General features: G+C 68.4%; 13 protein-coding genes. 11 read left to right on the top strand and 2 right to left on the bottom strand.

Features of this window, described 5'->3' with window-relative positions:
* Positions 1-181: 181 nt before the first annotated feature.
* A complete protein-coding gene (locus ACGF3I_RS09400) occupies positions 182-388 on the top strand; it encodes a hypothetical protein (protein WP_393130027.1) in 207 nt (68 codons plus the stop codon).
* A 90-nt stretch (positions 389-478) separates the two neighbouring features.
* On the opposite strand, the gene ACGF3I_RS09395 is transcribed toward ACGF3I_RS09400, so the two are convergent.
* Entirely contained in the window at positions 479-3466 is a 2988-nt protein-coding gene (locus ACGF3I_RS09395; protein WP_393130026.1) for a BTAD domain-containing putative transcriptional regulator, read from the bottom strand.
* Positions 3467-3777: 311 nt separating this feature from the next.
* Here ACGF3I_RS09395 and ACGF3I_RS09390 point away from each other — a divergent pair, with 311 nt between their 5' ends.
* From ACGF3I_RS09390 to cas6e, 10 genes are all read left to right on the top strand, one after another.
* On the top strand, positions 3778-4503 hold the full coding sequence (locus ACGF3I_RS09390; protein WP_393130025.1) for an SDR family NAD(P)-dependent oxidoreductase: 726 nt from the start codon (positions 3778-3780) through the stop codon (positions 4501-4503).
* Between the two features lie 370 nt (positions 4504-4873).
* The gene (locus tag ACGF3I_RS09385; RefSeq protein ID WP_393130024.1) at positions 4874-5086 is read left to right on the top strand and encodes a DUF6243 family protein; all 213 of its coding nucleotides are present in this window, start codon (positions 4874-4876) and stop codon (positions 5084-5086) included.
* Positions 5087-5988: 902 nt separating this feature from the next.
* A complete protein-coding gene (locus ACGF3I_RS09380) occupies positions 5989-7074 on the top strand; it encodes an IS110 family transposase (protein WP_393130023.1) in 1086 nt (361 codons plus the stop codon).
* A gap of 1077 nt (positions 7075-8151) precedes the next feature.
* Entirely contained in the window at positions 8152-10878 is a 2727-nt protein-coding gene (locus ACGF3I_RS09375; RefSeq protein WP_393130022.1) for a CRISPR-associated endonuclease Cas3'', read from the top strand.
* A 64-nt stretch (positions 10879-10942) separates the two neighbouring features.
* Positions 10943-12550 carry a type I-E CRISPR-associated protein Cse1/CasA gene (casA, locus tag ACGF3I_RS09370; RefSeq protein WP_393130021.1) on the top strand — a complete coding sequence of 536 codons (1608 nt, stop codon included), beginning with the start codon at positions 10943-10945 and terminating at the stop codon, positions 12548-12550.
* Positions 12551-12580: 30 nt separating this feature from the next.
* Positions 12581-13255 carry a type I-E CRISPR-associated protein Cse2/CasB gene (gene casB, locus ACGF3I_RS09365; RefSeq protein ID WP_393130020.1) on the top strand — a complete coding sequence of 225 codons (675 nt, stop codon included), beginning with the start codon at positions 12581-12583 and terminating at the stop codon, positions 13253-13255.
* A 21-nt stretch (positions 13256-13276) separates the two neighbouring features.
* Positions 13277-14452: a type I-E CRISPR-associated protein Cas7/Cse4/CasC gene (gene cas7e / locus ACGF3I_RS09360; protein WP_393130019.1), complete on the top strand. Its 1176-nt coding sequence runs from the start codon at positions 13277-13279 to the stop codon at positions 14450-14452.
* Positions 14449-15273: a type I-E CRISPR-associated protein Cas5/CasD gene (cas5e, locus tag ACGF3I_RS09355; RefSeq protein ID WP_393130018.1), complete on the top strand. Its 825-nt coding sequence runs from the start codon at positions 14449-14451 to the stop codon at positions 15271-15273. The genes cas7e and cas5e overlap by 4 nt, the downstream gene beginning before the upstream one ends.
* Before the next feature lie 174 nt (positions 15274-15447).
* Positions 15448-15612, top strand: a complete 165-nt coding sequence (locus ACGF3I_RS09350) for a hypothetical protein (RefSeq protein ID WP_393130017.1) — start codon at positions 15448-15450, stop codon at positions 15610-15612.
* Positions 15609-16262 carry a type I-E CRISPR-associated protein Cas6/Cse3/CasE gene (gene cas6e, locus ACGF3I_RS09345; protein WP_393130016.1) on the top strand — a complete coding sequence of 218 codons (654 nt, stop codon included), beginning with the start codon at positions 15609-15611 and terminating at the stop codon, positions 16260-16262. Before ACGF3I_RS09350 ends, cas6e begins: the two co-directional genes overlap by 4 nt.
* Here cas6e and ACGF3I_RS09340 read toward each other — a convergent pair.
* Positions 16217-16849 carry a type I-E CRISPR-associated protein Cse1/CasA gene (locus tag ACGF3I_RS09340; RefSeq protein WP_393130015.1) on the bottom strand — a complete coding sequence of 211 codons (633 nt, stop codon included), beginning with the start codon at positions 16847-16849 and terminating at the stop codon, positions 16217-16219. The genes cas6e and ACGF3I_RS09340 overlap by 46 nt on opposite strands.
* Positions 16850-17540: the final 691 nt, after the last annotated feature.

Genomic DNA, 17540 nt, shown 5'->3' with positions numbered 1-17540 from the left:
TGTTTCCCGAGGGGGATCTACGCGTGCTCGTCGTCGCGTGACCGGCTCCATGACCGGGCGTTACCGCACGAATATCGGCTGTATATCGGCAGCGATCAGACTCGTCATCGAGCGAACGGGGCAGACCGGCCCAGGACCTCGATCACCCACGAACACGCCACGGCAGAGCGGACAGCGACCCATGATGCAGCGTTCCCCCAAGACCTCGATCTCCCGCAAGGCCGCCGTGCTGATCACCACGGTCTGCGCAGGCGTCCTGCTGGGCACCGCGTCCTACTCGGCCGTGGCGGTCGACCACCACCGTGCCGTCACCGTCCAGGCCGACGGCGGCCAGGCCGGCGGGGGCCGGACCGCGGGCCCCGAGGAGTGGAACAGCACGGGCGGCTGAGCGGCGCTGCCGTGCGAGAGCGGCCCGGCGGAACATCCGCCGGGCCGCTCTCGTGTGTCGGGGACGCGGCCGGTTCGGGGACGCGGCCGGTCAGGCCTTGGCCGGGGCCGCCAGCTGTCCGGCGATGCGGTTCGCCTCCTCCGCCTCGGGCAGCCCGAGCCGGGTGAACACGCTCTGCGCCACGTGCAGTTGGGCCAGCCCCGCGTCGGCGTCCCCGAGGTCGGCGAGGACCCGGCCGATCACCAGGAGCGAGTGCCCCCGCTCACGTTCGAGGCCCAGCTCCTCGCACAGGGCCAGCGCGCGCTCGGCCTCGGCCAGGGCCGCGTCCGGCGAGCCGAGCACCCGCAGCGTCTCGGCGAGACGGAACCGCGCCTGCGCCTCCCGCCCGCGGATCCGGGCCGATCCGCACATGTCCAGGCACCGGGTGAAGCTGGTGACCGCCTCGGCGTGCCGGCCCGCCTCGTGCAGGGCCATGCCGTGCACGTACCAGGCGTACGAGATGCCGTGCGGGTCCTCCAGGGCGTGCAGTTCGGCCAGCACCCGTTCGCAGGAGGCCGCGGCCTCCTCCGGCAGACCGCTGCGCAGGCGCGCGTGGGCCGCGTTGAGGGTGGTCACCAGCTCACCGGAACGGTGCCCCAGCTCCCGGGCGAGTTCGATCGCCCGGTCGTAGCACTCCACCGCGTCGCTGTAGCGCTGCTGGAACTGCGCGATCAGACCGCGGTCGTTGAGCAGCTGCCGCAGGATGACCTTGTCGCCCGACCGCCGGCAGGCATCCGTCGCCAAGCGCGCGTGCAGCTCGGCCTCGGCCAGCTGCGTGGAGTGCAGGGCGGCGTTGCCGCATACGAACCGGGCCCGCCCCTCGGCCTGGTCGTCCCCCTGGAGCGCCGCGGTCTCGGCCACCATCCGTGCGGCGGCGGCGAGTTGGGTGTACGAGACCTCCCGCGCGAACGGAGTGAGGCAGACCAGCAGATCGGCGGCGGTGCGCAGGACCCGCGGATCCCTGCCCGGCGTACTGCGGGCGGCCAGCGCGATGGCGCTGGCCGCGCAGTCGAACTCCGACACCACCCAGGCGCGCGCGTCGGCGAGGCCCGAGAAGGCGGGGCGCGGCCGGACGCCGTGACCGAGCAGCGCGCCCACCGGGTCGCCGGGCACCATGGTCTGGAACGCGGCGCAGGCGCCGGCCAGCAGGTGGTCGAGCAGCCGGCGCAGGACCGCGTCCTCCTCCATCCCGTCCGGGCCGGCGCCGGACGCGTCCGGCTGCGCGGTGGTGAGCTGCAGCGCGAACGAGCGGACCAGGTCGTGATAGCGGTAGCGGCTGGGCAGCGGAGCCTCCAGCATGGCCGCGTCGACCAGCGACTCCAGCAGGTCCTCGGCGTCCAGAGGGGCCAGACCGAGGGCCGCCGCGGCGGTCTCCAGACCGATGCCGGCCCGCGTGACCGGAGCCAACAGCCGGAAGGAGCGGGCCTGTTCGCCGGTCAGCTGGTGGTAACCGAGTTCGAAGGCCGCCGCGACGGCGAGGTCGCCGGCCCGCAGTTCGCTGATCCGCAGCCGCTCGTCGGTGAGCCGGTCGGTCATCGACGCGATGGTCCACCGCGGCCGGGCGGCGAGCCGCGCGGCCATGATCCGTACGGCGAGCGGGAGATGGCCGCAGAGCGTCACCAGCTCCTGAGCGGCCCGCGGCTCCGCCTCGACGCGCGGGGCCCCGACGACCTCCCGCAGCAGTCCCAGCGCCTCGTCCGTGTCGAACACGTCGAGGTCGGTCTGGAAGGTGGCCGGCAGACCGGTGAGTCTGGCTCTGCTGGTGACGATGACCCCGCACTCGGCCGAGCCCGGCAGCAGCGGTCTGATCTGCGCCGGATCGCGCGCGTTGTCCAGCATCAGCAGGACCCGGCGCCCGTCGAGGGTGGTGCGAAGGAGCTGGGCGCGGTCCTCCGGCGAGGTCGGCACCGACTGTCCCGGGATGCCGAGCGCGGTCAGGAAGCTGCCGAGCACGGTGCCCGGGTCCGCCGGCTCCAGGCTGTTGCCGCGCAGGTCCACGTACAGCTGTCCGTCCGGGAAGTGCCGCTTGGCGAGGTGCGCGCCCATCACGGCCAGGGTGCTCTTGCCGATGCCGCCCATGCCGGAGATGGAGACCACCGGGAGCGACACCCGGTCGGGATTGCCCAGCGCCGCGCACAGCGACTCCAGGTCCGCCGCGCGGCCGGTGAAGTCGGCGGTGGCGGGCGGGAGTTGGGCGGGCCGGTCGGTCGGCGGACGCTGCGCGGGCTCGGCCGCCGGGACCTCGACCGCGACGGAGCGGCGCTCGCGGGGGGCCGCGAGCAGCGAGGGGTCGTTGGTGAGGATCCGCTCGTGCAGCGCGCACAGCTCCGGGCCCGGGTCGATGCCCAGCTCCTCGGCCAGCCAGTGCCGGGCCCGGCCGAACGCGGCCAGCGCCTCGGCCTGCCGCCCGGTCGCGTACAGCGCGCGCATCAGGAATCCGTAGGGCCGCTCCTGCATGGGGTACTCGTGGGTGAAGGCGATGAGCTCCGGTATGAGCAACTCGTGGCGGCCTTCGCGCAGATGGTGGTCGAAGCGCTCCTCCAGGAGGGTCAGCCTCAAGGCCACCAGCCGGGACCGCTGCTGCTCGGCGAACGGCCCGGGCACGCCCGCCAGCGGCTCGCCCTGCCACAGGTCGAGAGCCTCGGTCAGCAGCCGGCCGCACATGTCCTCGTCACCCGCGTCCCTGGCCCGTACGGCCCCGGCCGCCAGCTCCTCGGCGCGCACCGCGTCCACCGAGGCGGGGTCGACGAGCAGGTGGTAGCCGTCCCGCAGGGAGACCAGGCGCTTGGGCGCCGAGCGGTCCTCCTCGACGATCCGCCGCAGCCGCCACGCGTAGGTGCGCAGGCTCGCCAGCGCCGAGTCCGGTGCGGCCTCCCCCCAGATCGCCCCGATCAGCTCATGGGCGGCCGCGGCCCGCCCCGACCGCAGGAGCAGCGCCGCGAGCAGGGCCTGCTGCTGGGGCGCCCCCGTCGCGAAATCGGCCTCGCCGCGCACCACCCGGACGGCACCCAATACCGTGAATCGAATGTCCTCGCTCATGGACCCAGAGCCCCCTCGCTCCTCAACCACCCCCAATCCGGCGCACCGGTATCGCGCTCCGAACCCCCCGGGGAAGTATCCCCCACACTCCTCGCAGAGCCAGGGGCACGCCCGTACTCGTCCGTATTCCAGGGCGCCGCGCCCGCTTTCCGGGCGGGGGTGCGGGGGCCGGGGGTCACCGAAACCCGATCCGCAGAGGCCGGTCCGGCGGATCATGCCGACCAGGACCATTGAGCGCGGGCGGTGATGTCCGTACGGTCGGGGGTCCCGCATCGTTCTTGCGCCAGAGTGGAGGAGCAGTGCTCACAGGCATGACGGCCGTGGTCACGGGCGGGTCCCGGGGGATCGGCCGGGCGATCGTTGAGCGCCTGTCCCGTGACGGGGCCGACGTGGTCTTCACCTACGCCGCCCGTGAGGAGGCCGCGGCCGACGTCGTCCGCGTCGTCCGGGAGAACGGCGGCAACGCCCGGGCAGTGCGGTGTGACCTGAGGGAGCCGGACGCCCCGGAGCGGCTGATGGAAGCCGCGCTGACCCACCTCGGCGGCCTGGACATCCTGGTCAACAACGCGGCGACGGTCGTCCGCCCGGCTCCGCTCGCCGAGACCGAGTTGGAGGTGTTCGACAGCGTGATGGCGGTCAACACGCGCTCGGTCTTCCTGACGATGCGCTACGCGGCCAGGCAGATGCGGGACGGCGGGCGGATCGTGAACATCTCCACGGTGAACACCGTGCGTCCGGTGCCGGGCATCGGTCCTTACGCCGCGAGCAAGGGCGCGATCGAGCAACTGACGGCGGTCGCCGCCCGGGAGCTCGGACCACGGGGCATCACGGTCAACACCGTCTCTCCGGGAGCGACCGACACGGACATGCTCCGCGGCGCCAATCCCCCCGAAGCGCTGGAGGCGGTCGCCGGCGCGACACCACTGGGCCACCTCGGAGAGCCGTCCGACGTGGCCGCCGTCGTCGCGTTCCTCGCGAGCCCGGACGGCAGGTGGATCACGGGCCAGAACCTGCGGGCGACGGGGGGACTGGCCTGAGGCCGGTGCCGTGAGGCCCGGTACGGAAACGGCGTTGCGTCCCGCGTGACTGGCCTGGATGCTGGCCGGCCGGAGGCGGTGGAGATGATCAGCGTCGAGTTGAAGCTGTACGCGCGCGATCTGGTGCACGAGGATCTGGCGTCCTGCGGGTGGTCAGGGTCTGAGCACCACTTGGCCGGCGTTGCGGAGCAGGAGGGCCAAGACCTCGGTGTGCGGGGCCGACGGAAGCGGGTAACGTCTTGGTCATGTTCTTCCAGACACCGATTCACGAGTGAGCGCGTGACGGGCCCCTGCTGACCTCCTTCGACGTCGCCGCCCGTCCCCCACCAACGAATCCGTAGATCACTTCACATCATGACCGGGAGAACCTGTGACCGTGAGCAAGAACATCAACAACCCCGTGGGCCAGGGCGGCGGCCAGCGCAAGAAGCTGTCCCGCACCGAACGGCAGAACAACGGTCCGCACCGTAACCTCGACCGCCAGGGTGCAGCCGACCAGAAGGCGGAGCTGGTGCGGAAGATGCGCGAGAAGGCCGACGCGGCCGGTGCCGGGCAGACGGGCGACGACACCCCCAAGAGCTGACGACGTACCGCCGCGGGGCGCCCGTGCGGGGCCGAGGCCGTGCGCCAGGGTCGAGGCGTCTGCCGGGCTCGACATGACCCCTACCGTGTTCACCCCCCTGCGGGTCGACCCGCGCACCCAGGACTACTACGGGCGCCGGATCAAAGAGGGCAAGACCCGACGCGCCTGGCGCAAGGACCCCGCTCATACGGGCTGTCGTGACTGATGAGAGGGTCGGGCGGGTGAGTGAGACACCGATGAATACCCTGCAATACCGCGTTGACGGGCCAGAAGACGCCCCTGTCCTGGTCATGGGTCCCTCACTGGGCACTACATGGCATAGGTAGGCCAAACCGTCTGCTGGCGTCCAGGTGGTCCAGGCTGAGGCTGTTTACGCAGGTCAGCACCTTGTCATCCAGGGGTGTCGACGGTGTCCGTGAGTCGCTTGTGAGACTTGGTGATAGATGGGGCCCCCGTCGGCGGGTGTCGGCGGGGGCCTCTTCGTTCGGGCGGACGGCCCGTGGGGACTACAGGGCGAGCGGAGTTGAGGGCGCATGCCGGTCGGGCGTCTGCGCGGGCGCGCACGGTTGCGAGCCGGTACGGCTTTTGGGTTGCGCGGGACGGGGTGTGCTTCGCCGGGAAGCATTCGTGCAGAGGTAGTGGTGTTCTGGCGTTGGACAGCTGGGAAGAATGGTCAAGGTACTGCCGTCAACTGGTAACTGGCTCTTGTAATTTCTGGCCGAAGTGCCCTAACGATCCTACGTCGATCACTGGTGCACGGCAGTGCGCGCAGGACCTGTCTCGGGGGAGTGTGTCCAGAGGACTGCCTTGCATGAGGAATGTGCACCGTCTCACTGATGACCGCTCCTCCGGGCCAGTGGCGACGCTGGCTTGAAACTACTGAAGGCGGTGAATGAGCGATCGTGGTCAGCACTGTTCCCCTCCATTTTCCCGAGGGTGCTGAGGAGGTGGTTCTCGGTGTCGACACGCACCGGGACACTCATGTAGCCGCTGTGGTCTCGGCGATGGGGAAGACGCTTGCCGTGGCGAGCTTCCCGGCCACTGCGGTCGGATATGACCAACTCATCGAGTGGGCTGCCCGGTTAGGTGTTGTGCGGCGTGCCGGGGTGGAGGGATCCGGAAATTACGGGGCGGCCCTGTCCCGCCTTTTACGGTCGCGAGGGATTGACGTGTTCGAGGCCCCTGGGCCGGGCCGTTCGGCTCGCCGTCGAACTAGTAAATCTGATCAGGGTGACGCACAGGCCGCTGCCCGTGCTGTGCTAAGTGGCCGCGCCTGCTCTCGCGTAAAGGCAGGGAATGGTCCGGTGGAGGTGGCCCGTATGTACAACGCGGCCAGGGACTCTGCCGTCAAGGCCCGTACTCAGGCCATCAATCAGCTCAAGGCGATCCTGGTAACGACCGAGCCGGCTTTACGGGAAAGGCTGGCGAAGTTGCAGCGTCGAGCACTGATTCGGGCTTGTGCAGACCTGGGCGAAGATGACGCGGACGACGACCCTGTGGTGCGGGCTACGAGGTTCACGTTACGTTCACTGGCTGAGCGTATCGAGCACCTCACCATGCAGGCCCGGGAACTGGAGCGGCGTCTGACCGAGGTGATCGAGTCGCATTACCCCGCGTTGTTCGCTGCCACGGGGATCGGGCCACGGAGCGCCGCCGTTTTGTTGATCACCATGGGAGATAATGCGGAACGCCTGCGTGGTGAAGCGTCGTTCGCTGCGTTGTGCGGGGCAAGCCCGGTTGAATATTCTTCCGGCGGCAGATGCCATCGGCGGCTCAACCGCGGTGGAAACCGGCAGGCCAATGCCGCCCTGTACCGCATCGTGCTGACACGGTTGCGCTGGGACCCGCGTACCCAGGTGTATTACGAGCGGCGTGTGGCACAAGGGAAGACCCGGCGCGAGATCATCCGCTGCCTGAAACGATATGTGGCAAGGGAGGTCTACGGCCTCGTCCTGGGGCATCGTCGGGATGTCGGCGAGTCTCAGTGATCCGGCTCGGGAGGCGAAGGAGGGTGCTGGCCAAATCCTCAGATCTCTTCCCGGGAAGGGTGTCCCGCCCGCCTGCAAGGAGATGACGAGCTTCATCGCAGCGCGCCGGGGTTGATATTCCCTCGCGTGTCCTCGCTTCCTAGGTACGCGTCGCACGCACCAGGTCGAACCGTCTAAGCCTCTACTGGAGGACGCGGGGGAAGCTTGCGGTCATCCTCACGCGGCAGTTGCACCGTGGAAGACCACCGCCCTGGCGGGCGGACCCGGCGGCGGGACACCCCCTCCATCGGCAGGGCGATCTCTACGGGGTCGAGCAGCGGCCAGTAGACGTACGGAACACCCCCGCGTCGGGGGGAGAGAGAACGGAGGGGTTGGCACGCGCATGTGTTCATGGACCTCGGAACACCCCCGCGTCGGCAGGGCGGATGCCGCCAAGTTCCTCACTGATGTCGCTTTTCACGTTTCAAGGAACGGACGCGGAGGGCATGAGCCCCGCCACTTGTCGTTGAAAAGCTGCTGATGCCTGCTCGCGTGGGCCTGGCTTGACGACGGAGAAATTAGGGCCTCAGTATCCAGGCGTCGTTTGGGCTATCGCTGTGTGGAGACCGGGCCAGCCTGCGGAGCAACGTTGGTATGCAAGGAGGTGACGGACCCCTGGGGTCCGTCACCGTTGGCTCAGAAGAGCCAGCTGACGAGTTCGTTGATCAGTACACGGAGTACCGCGCTGACCACGACGCGGGAGACCTCGAGGAGGACCTCGCGCCGCTGGACGAACTTTTGCTGGAACCTGGACATTGCTTCTCCATCGCGGATACCACAGTCGAGGGTTTGCGCCGCGTCCCTCGAGAGGGTCGTGGGCTCATCTCGGTGTGTTGCCGGCTGGATAGTCAATAAGGTTCCTTGCACCTCCCAGGGAGACGTGCAGCGGTAAGTAGTGTAAGGGCAGAGCCAGTTCGTGGCTCTGCGGTTGGCTGAAGTTCCTCCCATGATCCGCGAGAGGTGTGGCAAGGCGCAGAGACGTTGCGTGTGAGGCCCGCTCTGTTGCGTTCTGCTGAGGAGCTTTCTATAGGGAGGGCTATGACCCTGGATGCCCGGCTCTGGGGCAAGCATGCTGGACTGAGGGAGGACGCTCGTGGTGCGGATCGCGCGCATCCATTGATCTGTCACCTGCTGGATACGGCGGCCGTCGCTGAGCTGGTCTGGGATGAACTGCTGACCGCGCATCAGCGGCGCATGGTGGTGGAGGCGTTGCAGGTTTCGCCAGGGCGGGCGCGTGAGCTCGCGGCGTTCTGGGCGGGGCTGCATGATATCGGGAAGATCAGTGTGCCCTTCCAACTGCACCCGAGCGGACCGAAATATGCAGACAAGAAGCTGCGTGCTGTGGAGCTGGGCGGTGAGTCGGGGTACGGGTTCGGTGCTGCTGCCTCCAAGGACGGGCAGTCGCACGAAGCGGCGGCGCACTGGTGGCTGGCGGGGGCGTTCAGGGAGAGTGGCTATCCGGCATCGAGTCGGCGTCCGCAGTCCCGGCTCAGCCACGCGGTGGCCCAGCTCCTGGGTGGGCACGGTGGGCGTTTCCACCCGGTGCTCTACGACAAGGACTTAAGGTGTCCTCTTGCGCGCCACCCCGGTATGGGCGCCGGCAGTTGGGAGGAGCAGCGCCGGATCCACTTCGCGGAGGTGCGCAGAGTGGTCGGGGCGGCCTCCGTTCCGCAGGGGCGATTGACGCCGGAGGCGGCCGTTGTTCTGACGGGCTTGGTGACCTTGTCGGACTGGCTGGCCAGTATCGAAGAGGAGATCGTGCTCCGGCTCCCGGATGAGGGATGGGCTGGAACTCCCGAAGACCTGGATGCCTACTGGCAGATCGCACGCACGGCGGCTCGCACTTTGGTGCAGCGGGCGGACCTGCTGGGGACGGGTTTCGCCCGGCCGCCGGAGCCTGCCCAGGGCTTGGGGGAGACTGGCCTTGGGGAGAGCATGGCGCGACAGGTGCCTGACCTGGTAGCCCACCACGGGCCGGGCCTGGTGGTCGTGACTGCTCCGCCGTCAGCCGACCGAACCGAGGCGATCCTTCGGGCAGCGGCGGTTCTTGGGCATGCGGCGAACGCGCGGGGCCTCTTCTACGCACTGCCAACCGGTTCAGCGGCCGACAGCCACATGGCGCACGTCCACGCGTTCGCCGGGCAGGCGCTGACCGGGCCTTGGCGGCCGTTGCTGCTCCACAGCTCTTCCCGGCTGAAGCCGGCAGAAGCCGCGGAGCAGTGGGCGCGCGCGAACGCGACGGGGGGAGTGAGCGCGGAGCCTGGTGAGGAGTGGGCCCCGGCAGCGAACAGCTGGCTCAATTCCCATCACCGTGCGCTGTTGGCGGCGCTCGGCACGGGGACGGTGGACGAGCTGTTGCAGGCTGTCCTGCCGGTGAAGTTCAACGTCATGCGGCTCTTTGCTCTGTCCGGCAAGGTCGTCGTCGTGGATGAGGCCCATGCCCGTGGCGCCTGGGGGCAGAAGCTGATGCTCCGGTTCCTGGAGTGGGCTGCCGCGTTGCGGATTCCTGTTGTCCTGGCAGCGACGGCCGCGGACAAGTCCGTGGATGCGATGCTGGCCGCCTACCGCCGAGGCGCAGGCGGCGGCCAAGAGCCGGTGACCCAGCCTCGGCGGTCGCCGGGATGGTCATTCGTGGACGCCCGATCGGGAGACGGGCACCTGCCTCAGCAGCCTGCCCGCACCACACCCGCCCGCACGCTCGGCATCCGAGTCGTCGACGGTTCGCCGTACGGGGAGATCCACGCGGCTCTTGCGCCGATGGTCTCTGCAGGCAACAGGCGGGCCGTCGTCTACCGGGCGACACCGACGGAAGCGATCCGCACGTTCCACCAGCTCACACAGGATCAGCCCAGCCTTGCAGTGACCCTGGTCCATGAACAGATGCGCAACAAGGACAGGTGGCAGCGGCTCGCGGCCTGCCGGAATGCCTCTGCCCCCGATGGTGGAGTCGCCGCGACCTCGGTGCTGGTGACGACACCGATGCTGCAACACGTCCGGGGACTGCACTTCGACCTCGTCATCTCCGGACCGGCACCACTCGCGGACTTGGTGGCCCGCGCGGCGCAGAGCATGAGTGACCGGCCGAGGCTGGTGGTGCTCCGGGCGGACAGGATCTCCACAGGCGACGCCTCGCTGATACGGCGCACCGACCTGCTCCTGGGATCAGGCAGGACCATTGTGCTTCCTGAGGAACTGCCCCCGCTGCTGGATGAGGTGTATGCCGACGACCTCGTCGACAGGTTGCGGGAGGCCGGGGCGGGCGAGCTCCAGCAGCTCGACAACCAGCGCACGGTCCGGGAACGCAGAGCCGGCGGCACTGCGGGTTGGCTGGCGGTGCCTGGACCACGAGAACTCGACGGTGACCTCGGCCTGCTGAGCCGCGACCACCCGGGCCTGGAGCCCGGACTGCTCTCCGCGGTGCTCGGCGAGGACATGGTTCATGTGGTCTGCCTCTACCCCTGGGTCAACAAGCAGAGGCAGACGGTGTACCTACTGGAGGACGGCGTCCTGGAGCAGAAACTCGAGCAACACGGCTCCAACAGAAAACCGAATCCAGGCCAGCTCGTCCCGTATCTGATACCGGTGCCGAGGCGGCTCGTCGAGGGGGTGGAGGGCGACGCCAACGCTGCCTGGCGCGGCATGGCCGCTCTCCAGAATGTTCTGCGACTGAACCTGACACGGGACGACGGTGAGTGGGTGCATACCAGCCTGACGCACCGTTTCTGCATGAGTGAACTCGGCCTGAAAATTGACCGGTTGACGTAACAGCCCGCACTGTCCGGGCGCGTCCTTCTACCATGCGGTGGAGTACGACCACGGGGGGAGGGGCGTGTCCGCATCCGCGTCCAATCTGATCGACCAGCCATGGATTCCGGTCGCATGGCTGGATGGGAAGTCAGGCCCATCTCACGTGAGCCTCAGGAGCCTGTTCCTGCAGGCCCGGGAGATCCGCGCACTGGCGATACCGGAAGCGCCGGCTCACTCTGCTGTGCTGCGCGTGCTGTACGCGCTCACCGCACGGATCACCGCCCTGGACGAGTCCGGTCCGGGAAGCTGGGGCGATCGGCGGGAACAAATCCTTGAGCAAGGGTTTCCGGAGCAAAGCATCGAACTCCCCGACGGCCGCCAGGCCGGCATCGTCGGCTACTTCGACCAGTGGACCCACCGATTCGACCTGTTCGACCGCGAGCGCCCCTGGCTCCAGGACCCGCGCCTCCTCGACCAGTGCGACAGGAACCGGACCGCCGGCGTCCACAAACTGGTCATGAGCCGAGCGGCGGGCAACAACCACTCCTGGTTCGGGCACTGGAGCCATGAACATCTCGTCCTCCCCAACCTTTCGCAGACAGCACTGTCGCTGCTGACCTGGCATTACTGGGGGGCTCCAGGCGGCCTCTCGAGTCGTGCCGTCGGCCAGGTGAGCCACCACTACGCAAAGGCTTCACCACTGCGCGCTGCGCTGTCGTACCACCCGGAGTGCGACAACCTCTTCCTGACGCTGCTGGCAGGTCTGACACCGCCGGACGGCGACGTCAGCCGGCAGAGCGACCTGTGTCCTTGGGAGCGTGACGACCTCCCAAACCCACTCGAGCCGATGCCCGAGCCGCAGGGCCCCTGCTCACGGCTCACCGCCTGTTCCCAGCACGCTCTCCACCTCGTCCCCGACCAGGACCGTGAGCACACCGCCGACGCGTACATCACCTGGGCCTACAACGCCGAACGCATCCGGCCGGAAGACGACTACCTGATCTGGGACATCGACAAGGACGGGAAGACCTTCCCTCGCGCTGCCCGCTCCTCCCGTTCCCTGTGGCGTGATGTCGACGCGCTTCTGCTCAAGCAGCTGGACGACTCCAGTCCCGTCCAGCCGAAGGTGATGGATCATGCCTTCGACGTCAGCCAGTACTTGCGTGTACGTGCGCTCGGCTTCGAACAGGACGCCAGCCAGGCGGCCAACCGTCAATACGTCGATTCCACGACCCCGGTCCTTCTGTCGCGAGTGGAGGAGGACGTGGTGAGCGCGGAGCTGCCGGTTCGCCGGCTCCGTGAACTTGGCGAGCTCTTCGGGGAGCGGCTGGAGCTGGCTACGAAGGAAGCCTGGCTGACGTATACGGATGACAAGAAGAACGATCCGGGAGCCTGGCTGGACGCGGCCATGGCACGGTACTGGCCGTCAGCGGAGGACGAGTTCTGGTCACGATTTCGGCGGCTGAACCGCACCGGCGGTGTCGAGGATTCCGGCTTCGATTTCGACGCCACGTGCAGGGCTTTCGGGCGGCACGCACTCGACGCGTACGAGACGGTGACCGACTCCGTGACACGCACCCCACGAGGCGCGAAAGCCGTCACCAGGGCGAAAGCAATCATTCTGGCCGCCCTGAAAGACCCGCGCAAGGCGATGGCGCAGCCGCGCACGAAACGGGCGGCCGGCAAGTAGTGACCGCCGCCCGCCGACCCGAGGACAGGCATGACCTTCCAAAGCCCTGAAGCGAGCAAGCACCAGAGAAACCGTGTTGCGTACGCCGCATTCACCGCACGCATCGAACACCTGTGCCGCACCGACCCCGGTGCTCGTGGGGCGCTGCGCGCGGGTCTGCGCCGCGATCTGAACCACCCGCGCGCCCGCGCTATGCACCGGCTGCTGACACCGCTCCTGCCGGAGGGGTGTGACGATCGAGCAGCGCAGGCCCATTACACCGTGGCATCCCTGATCGCGGCCCAGCCCCGGCATGCCTTCGCGTTCGACCAGGAGGACGACGAAGACACCGCCGTGGAGGTGGAAGCGGTCACGCAGCAGGTACTTCAGGAAAACGGCGAACCCGACACGGGGGCCGCCGCGCCCGGGCCCATCCCCTACGGCGCCTCGTTCGGCGCCACGCTCGGCCGTGCCGTTATGGCCAAGGGCGCATCCATGCGGATGAGCGCCGCAGAGAGCCGCATCAACCTCCTGACACGGCAGAGCCTCCGCGGCATCCACCTCCACCTCCCCGCCGCGGTGAACCAGGCACGCACCAGCGGCGCCACCATCGACTGGGGCCAGCTGCTGGCAGACCTCGTCGACTGGCCCTACCAGTCCGGGCGCATCAGCCGCCGCTGGCTGCAGGACTTCTACCGGATCACCGACCGCGCCGGCCAGGACTGAACCCTCATCACAGGAGACCTGATGGACCGCAAGCCACGCTTCATCGACATCCACGTCGTCCAGCCCGTTCCCTACGCGAACCTGAACCGGGACGACACCAACTCGGTGAAAACCATGCTCTACGGCGACGCCCTGCGTACCCGCATCTCCAGTCAGTCCTGGAAGAGGGCCATCCGCGAACACTTCCAGGACACGCTCGGCGACAACGCACTGCGCACACGCCGCATTGGCGAGCGGGTCGCCGAAGTGCTCCACGGCCGTGGATGGGATGAGGCCCTTGCCGAACGTGCGGGTGCGCATGTCGCGGCGGGAAGCAGTATCAAATGGGAGGTGGCCAAGGGGAAGGACAAACAGCCCCTCACGAACAAAGTCCTGACCAACGCACTCGTCTACCTCCCCGAAGACGCTGTCGAAGAACTCGCTGACATCGCCGAAGCCCACAAGGACACGCTCACCACGGACTTCACCGGGAAGGGGAAGACCAAGCCTGAGAGCGCCCTGAAAGGAAAAATCGACAAGGTCCTGACCCGGAGGAACGGCGTCATCAACCTCTTCGGCCGCATGCTCGCCGAGGTCGACCACGCCGGTGTCGACGGTGCCGTCCAGGTCGCGCATGCCTTCACCACGCATAGCACCGAGATCGAACTCGACTACTTCGCGGCCGTCGACGACTTCACCGCGACGCGGGGCGATGAAACCGGCAGCGGTCACATGGGCACCGCCGAGTTCAGTACCGGCACCTTCTACCGGTTCGCCACCATCGACCTCAGGGAACTCACCAAGAACCTGAGCGACGACAACGCCATCGGCCTGGAGGCAGCCCGCGAACTCGCCCGCCAGTTCCTGCTCTCCTTCATCGAATCGCTGCCGCAGGCGAAGAAGAACTCCACCGCCCCGCACACGCTCCCGCACCTGGTCCACGTGGCCGTCCGCTCCGACCGGCCCCTCTCATTCGCCGCAGCCTTCGAAGAACCCGTACGGTCCGCCGAACACGGCGGCTACGTCGCCCGCTCTGTGCAAAGCGTCGACGCCTACTCCAAGGCCGCGAACACACTCCTCGGCCCCGCGCGGGTCCTGCACGCGGCACACGCCTCCCTTCACCTCGACAAGCTGGAGCACCTCGGCGAGCGCCACGCATCCTTCGAGAACCTCGTCAACACCTCCATCGACAACGCTCTCGCCGAGGCCCCGAAGTGACCGAGAGCCCCGCCCGCGGCCTGCTGCTGCGCCTGGCAGGCCCACTGCAGTCCTGGGGCACCCACAGCAAATACCTGCGCCGCGACACAGCACGATTCCCCACCCGGTCCGGCATCGTGGGCATGCTCGCCGCAGGTCTTGGACGAGAGCGCCAAGCCCCCCTGGACGACCTCGCGGAACTGTCGATGACCGTACGTGTCGACCGACCCGGCGTCGTGCTCTCCGACTACCACACAGTAGGCGGCGGGCTACCCGCCGACGAGACGGTGATCACCGTTGATGGGGAACGCCGGCCCAAGAACAAGGGCACTCTCGTCTCCAAGCGTCAGTACCTATCCGATGCATCCTTCACCCTCGCGCTCACGTCCGAGGATGAAGAACTGCTTCACTCATGCGCCGGTGCCCTGCGCGACCCGCACTGGCCCCTCTTCCTCGGCCGCCGGTCCTGCCCGCCAGAAGGTCCGGTACTGCTGGGAACCGTCGAAAATCCGCTGCAGCACCTGGTCCGGATACCACTGGCAGCCAAAACGCCACGCGGCGGCCCGCAGCCGATCGAGTTCTACGGCGACAGACCGCTCGGAGTCCTCCCCGTGAGCACCGATGCCCCAGACAGCGGTGACGGTGACCACCACAGCGGCGAGGTCACCGACGAGCCGATCTCGTTCGCACCGACAGAGCGCCTGTACCGGCCCCGGCCGCTGTACCGGCGTGCCGCGTACCTACCGAATGCACGTTACGAAGGCTTCGGCATCGGCTACCTGGAGAAGCTTCAGAGCTATATCGATGCCCACATCTCCCACCCGGAGAGGAGCGGCCAGTGACTGCGTGGCTGACCGACATCGTGTGCCTACCAACTTCGCACCAGGCCCGCCGCGCTCTCAGCGGCAGTACCCAGGGCATCCGATTGCACCAACCTGTGCGCCAGATGACTCCGACGGGTTCATAGGCCCGTATGCCAACACCCCTGAAAGCTCCCGCCCGTCGACGCCGTGGAGATGACTATCCACGACCACCTGGTCAGCTTTGCCCTCGATCGTAGCCACTGCAAGCGCACCGTCCGCCGCACCGTCGAGCACCTCCCCGCCCGCCTGCTCGACCACCGCACCCCGCTGCACCAGCAGCTCGTCACCTACGCCACCCAGGAAGAGACCGTCGCGTGACACCCGCAGCCACCCTGGCCCGCATCCGCCTCAACCCCCACAGCCGCAACGTCCAGCGCGACCTGCGCGATGCCACCCAGATGCACAAAACCTTGATGCGTCTTCTTCCCGACGGCCTCGGCGACAGCCCCCGCCACGCGGGCGGACTTCTCTTCCGCCTCGACCAGAGCGACCACGCAACCACTGTCCTCGTCCAGGCCACCCACCCCATCGATCCCAGCCGCCTGCCGACGGACTACGGAACCACCGAACTCAAAGACCTCACGCCGATGTTCACCGCATTACGGCCCGGCCTCGGAGTCCGCTACCGCATCACCGTCAACCCCAGCAAAACCGAACGACTGCCCCTGGAACAGAAGGGCCGTCGCGGCAAAATTATCGCCCTGACCGGAGCCGACGCCGACCACTGGTGGCAACAACGCGCAGCCACCGCCGGCCTGCACCTGAACACGCTCGCCCCCACCACCGTCGACCCCGCCCGGCCTCGCGGCAAAGACGCATCCCCCATGCGCCACCACCTCACCCGCTACGACGGCACGGCCACCGTCACCGACCCGGACGCTCTCACCCACGCCCTGCTCGCAGGCATCGGCCGCGCCAAACCCTACGGAGCGGGCCTGCTCACCCTCGCCCCCGCAACTACCGGGTGAGCGCCCCGCGCAAGGGCGGCGACACCCGGGCCCGGCTCGCCGCCCCCACCCTCGCCGCGGGGGTGTTCCGTCCTCAAGTCCCGGTGCCCCGGGCTGAATCGCGTCCTCCCCGCCGCAGCGGGGAGGACGCCGCGAGGGACAAGGCCCAGGACGAGGCCGACGGAACACCCCCGCGGACGCGGGGGTGTTCCGAAGGCCGAGGCCCCCGCGCTCCATTCGAAGCCGCCGGCCAGGACGCTATTCCTCGGGGCTAACCAGGCGTCGCCGTCTGCGGCCAGATCCTCGTCGTCCATCCGGATACCATCGTGCCCGGCTATACGTGCCGTGATCGCGGCCAGGATCCACAGCAGCCCCGAGGCAGCAGGCGCCACCGGTAACTCCACATCCTCGACCTCACCGGCACGATGGAACAACTCCCGCAGCCCGCCCCCTAAGGACACACCCCCCACCCGCACCGGAATCCACGGCTCCTCCCGCAGATTAAACCCGCCCGGACACCCACCCCGCGGCTCCCCTCTCCGCCCGCACGCCGTCAGCACCCGCCGAGACGGGCTCGTGCAGGACAGTGAAACAGCCGCCACTGACATCCGGACGTCGATCGCCCCGATTCACCCACAGACAATTCCTCGTCGCAATCGACTCGGCAGAAGTGAGCAGGAATCGGTCTAAGTGTTGCGATCAAGGTGGTGGATCGGGAATCGTTCACTGCCTCAGCGCACTCGGGAGTCACACGGACCGGGTGTGGACTCTCATAAGACAGGACCGTCTGATGGCTGATCGCTCAGGTCACTCCGCGTTAGCAGCGTTCCCTCCCGCCGCTCTACATCTGTTCGTGCTCATTGCGTTTGTCGTAGTCGTGGTGGTGGTCGTGCAACCGGCACCGGCAGTGGGCACGACCTGCGGTGCGATCCTTCTGGCCTCCGCAGAAGCGCATCGCCGACTCAAGCGTTGAGCCTCGGCCTGCCATCGAGCTGTTGATGGAGCTGCCCTGCTTCCTCACCGCTGTGAGGGTGCTCCGTGAGCCGGAATAGGTCTCGACAAGCAGGAATCGCTTTCCCTGCCGATGCAGGGGGTATCAGTCGGGCCGGCACTTCCCTTCACCGACGGACCAGGCCCAGCTCGTCGTCAAGCAAGATCTGCTTCCCGCCCACCACCACGTGGGGGGGGGGGGGGGGGGGGGGCCCCCGCCCCGGCCCCCCCCGGGGGGGGGGGCGCGCGGGGGGGGGGGGGGGGGGGGTGGGGGGGGGGGGGGGGCCCCGGGGGGGGGGCCCCCCGGGA

The organism is Streptomyces sp. NPDC048111 (genome assembly GCF_043202815.1).
In the GTDB taxonomy this organism is placed as follows: Bacteria; Actinomycetota; Actinomycetes; order Streptomycetales; family Streptomycetaceae; genus Streptomyces.
The sequence above is the reverse complement of the archived record's forward strand: the minus strand, read 5'-3'. Positions and strand labels throughout refer to the sequence as shown.

What these genes read in the sequence shown, in the direction of transcription:
- ACGF3I_RS09400 (WP_393130027.1), top strand. Translation starts at nt 182, where the DNA reads ATGATGCAGCGTTCCCCCAAGACCTCGATCTCCCGCAAGGCCGCCGTG.
- ACGF3I_RS09395 (WP_393130026.1), bottom strand. Translation starts at nt 3,466, where the DNA reads ATGAGCGAGGACATTCGATTCACGGTATTGGGTGCCGTCCGGGTGGTG.
- ACGF3I_RS09390 (WP_393130025.1), top strand. Translation starts at nt 3,778, where the DNA reads ATGACGGCCGTGGTCACGGGCGGGTCCCGGGGGATCGGCCGGGCGATC.
- ACGF3I_RS09375 (WP_393130022.1), top strand. Translation starts at nt 8,152, where the DNA reads ATGACCCTGGATGCCCGGCTCTGGGGCAAGCATGCTGGACTGAGGGAG.
- casB (WP_393130020.1), top strand. Translation starts at nt 12,581, where the DNA reads ATGACCTTCCAAAGCCCTGAAGCGAGCAAGCACCAGAGAAACCGTGTT.
- cas7e (WP_393130019.1), top strand. Translation starts at nt 13,277, where the DNA reads ATGGACCGCAAGCCACGCTTCATCGACATCCACGTCGTCCAGCCCGTT.
- ACGF3I_RS09350 (WP_393130017.1), top strand. Translation starts at nt 15,448, where the DNA reads ATGACTATCCACGACCACCTGGTCAGCTTTGCCCTCGATCGTAGCCAC.
- ACGF3I_RS09340 (WP_393130015.1), bottom strand. Translation starts at nt 16,849, where the DNA reads ATGTCAGTGGCGGCTGTTTCACTGTCCTGCACGAGCCCGTCTCGGCGG.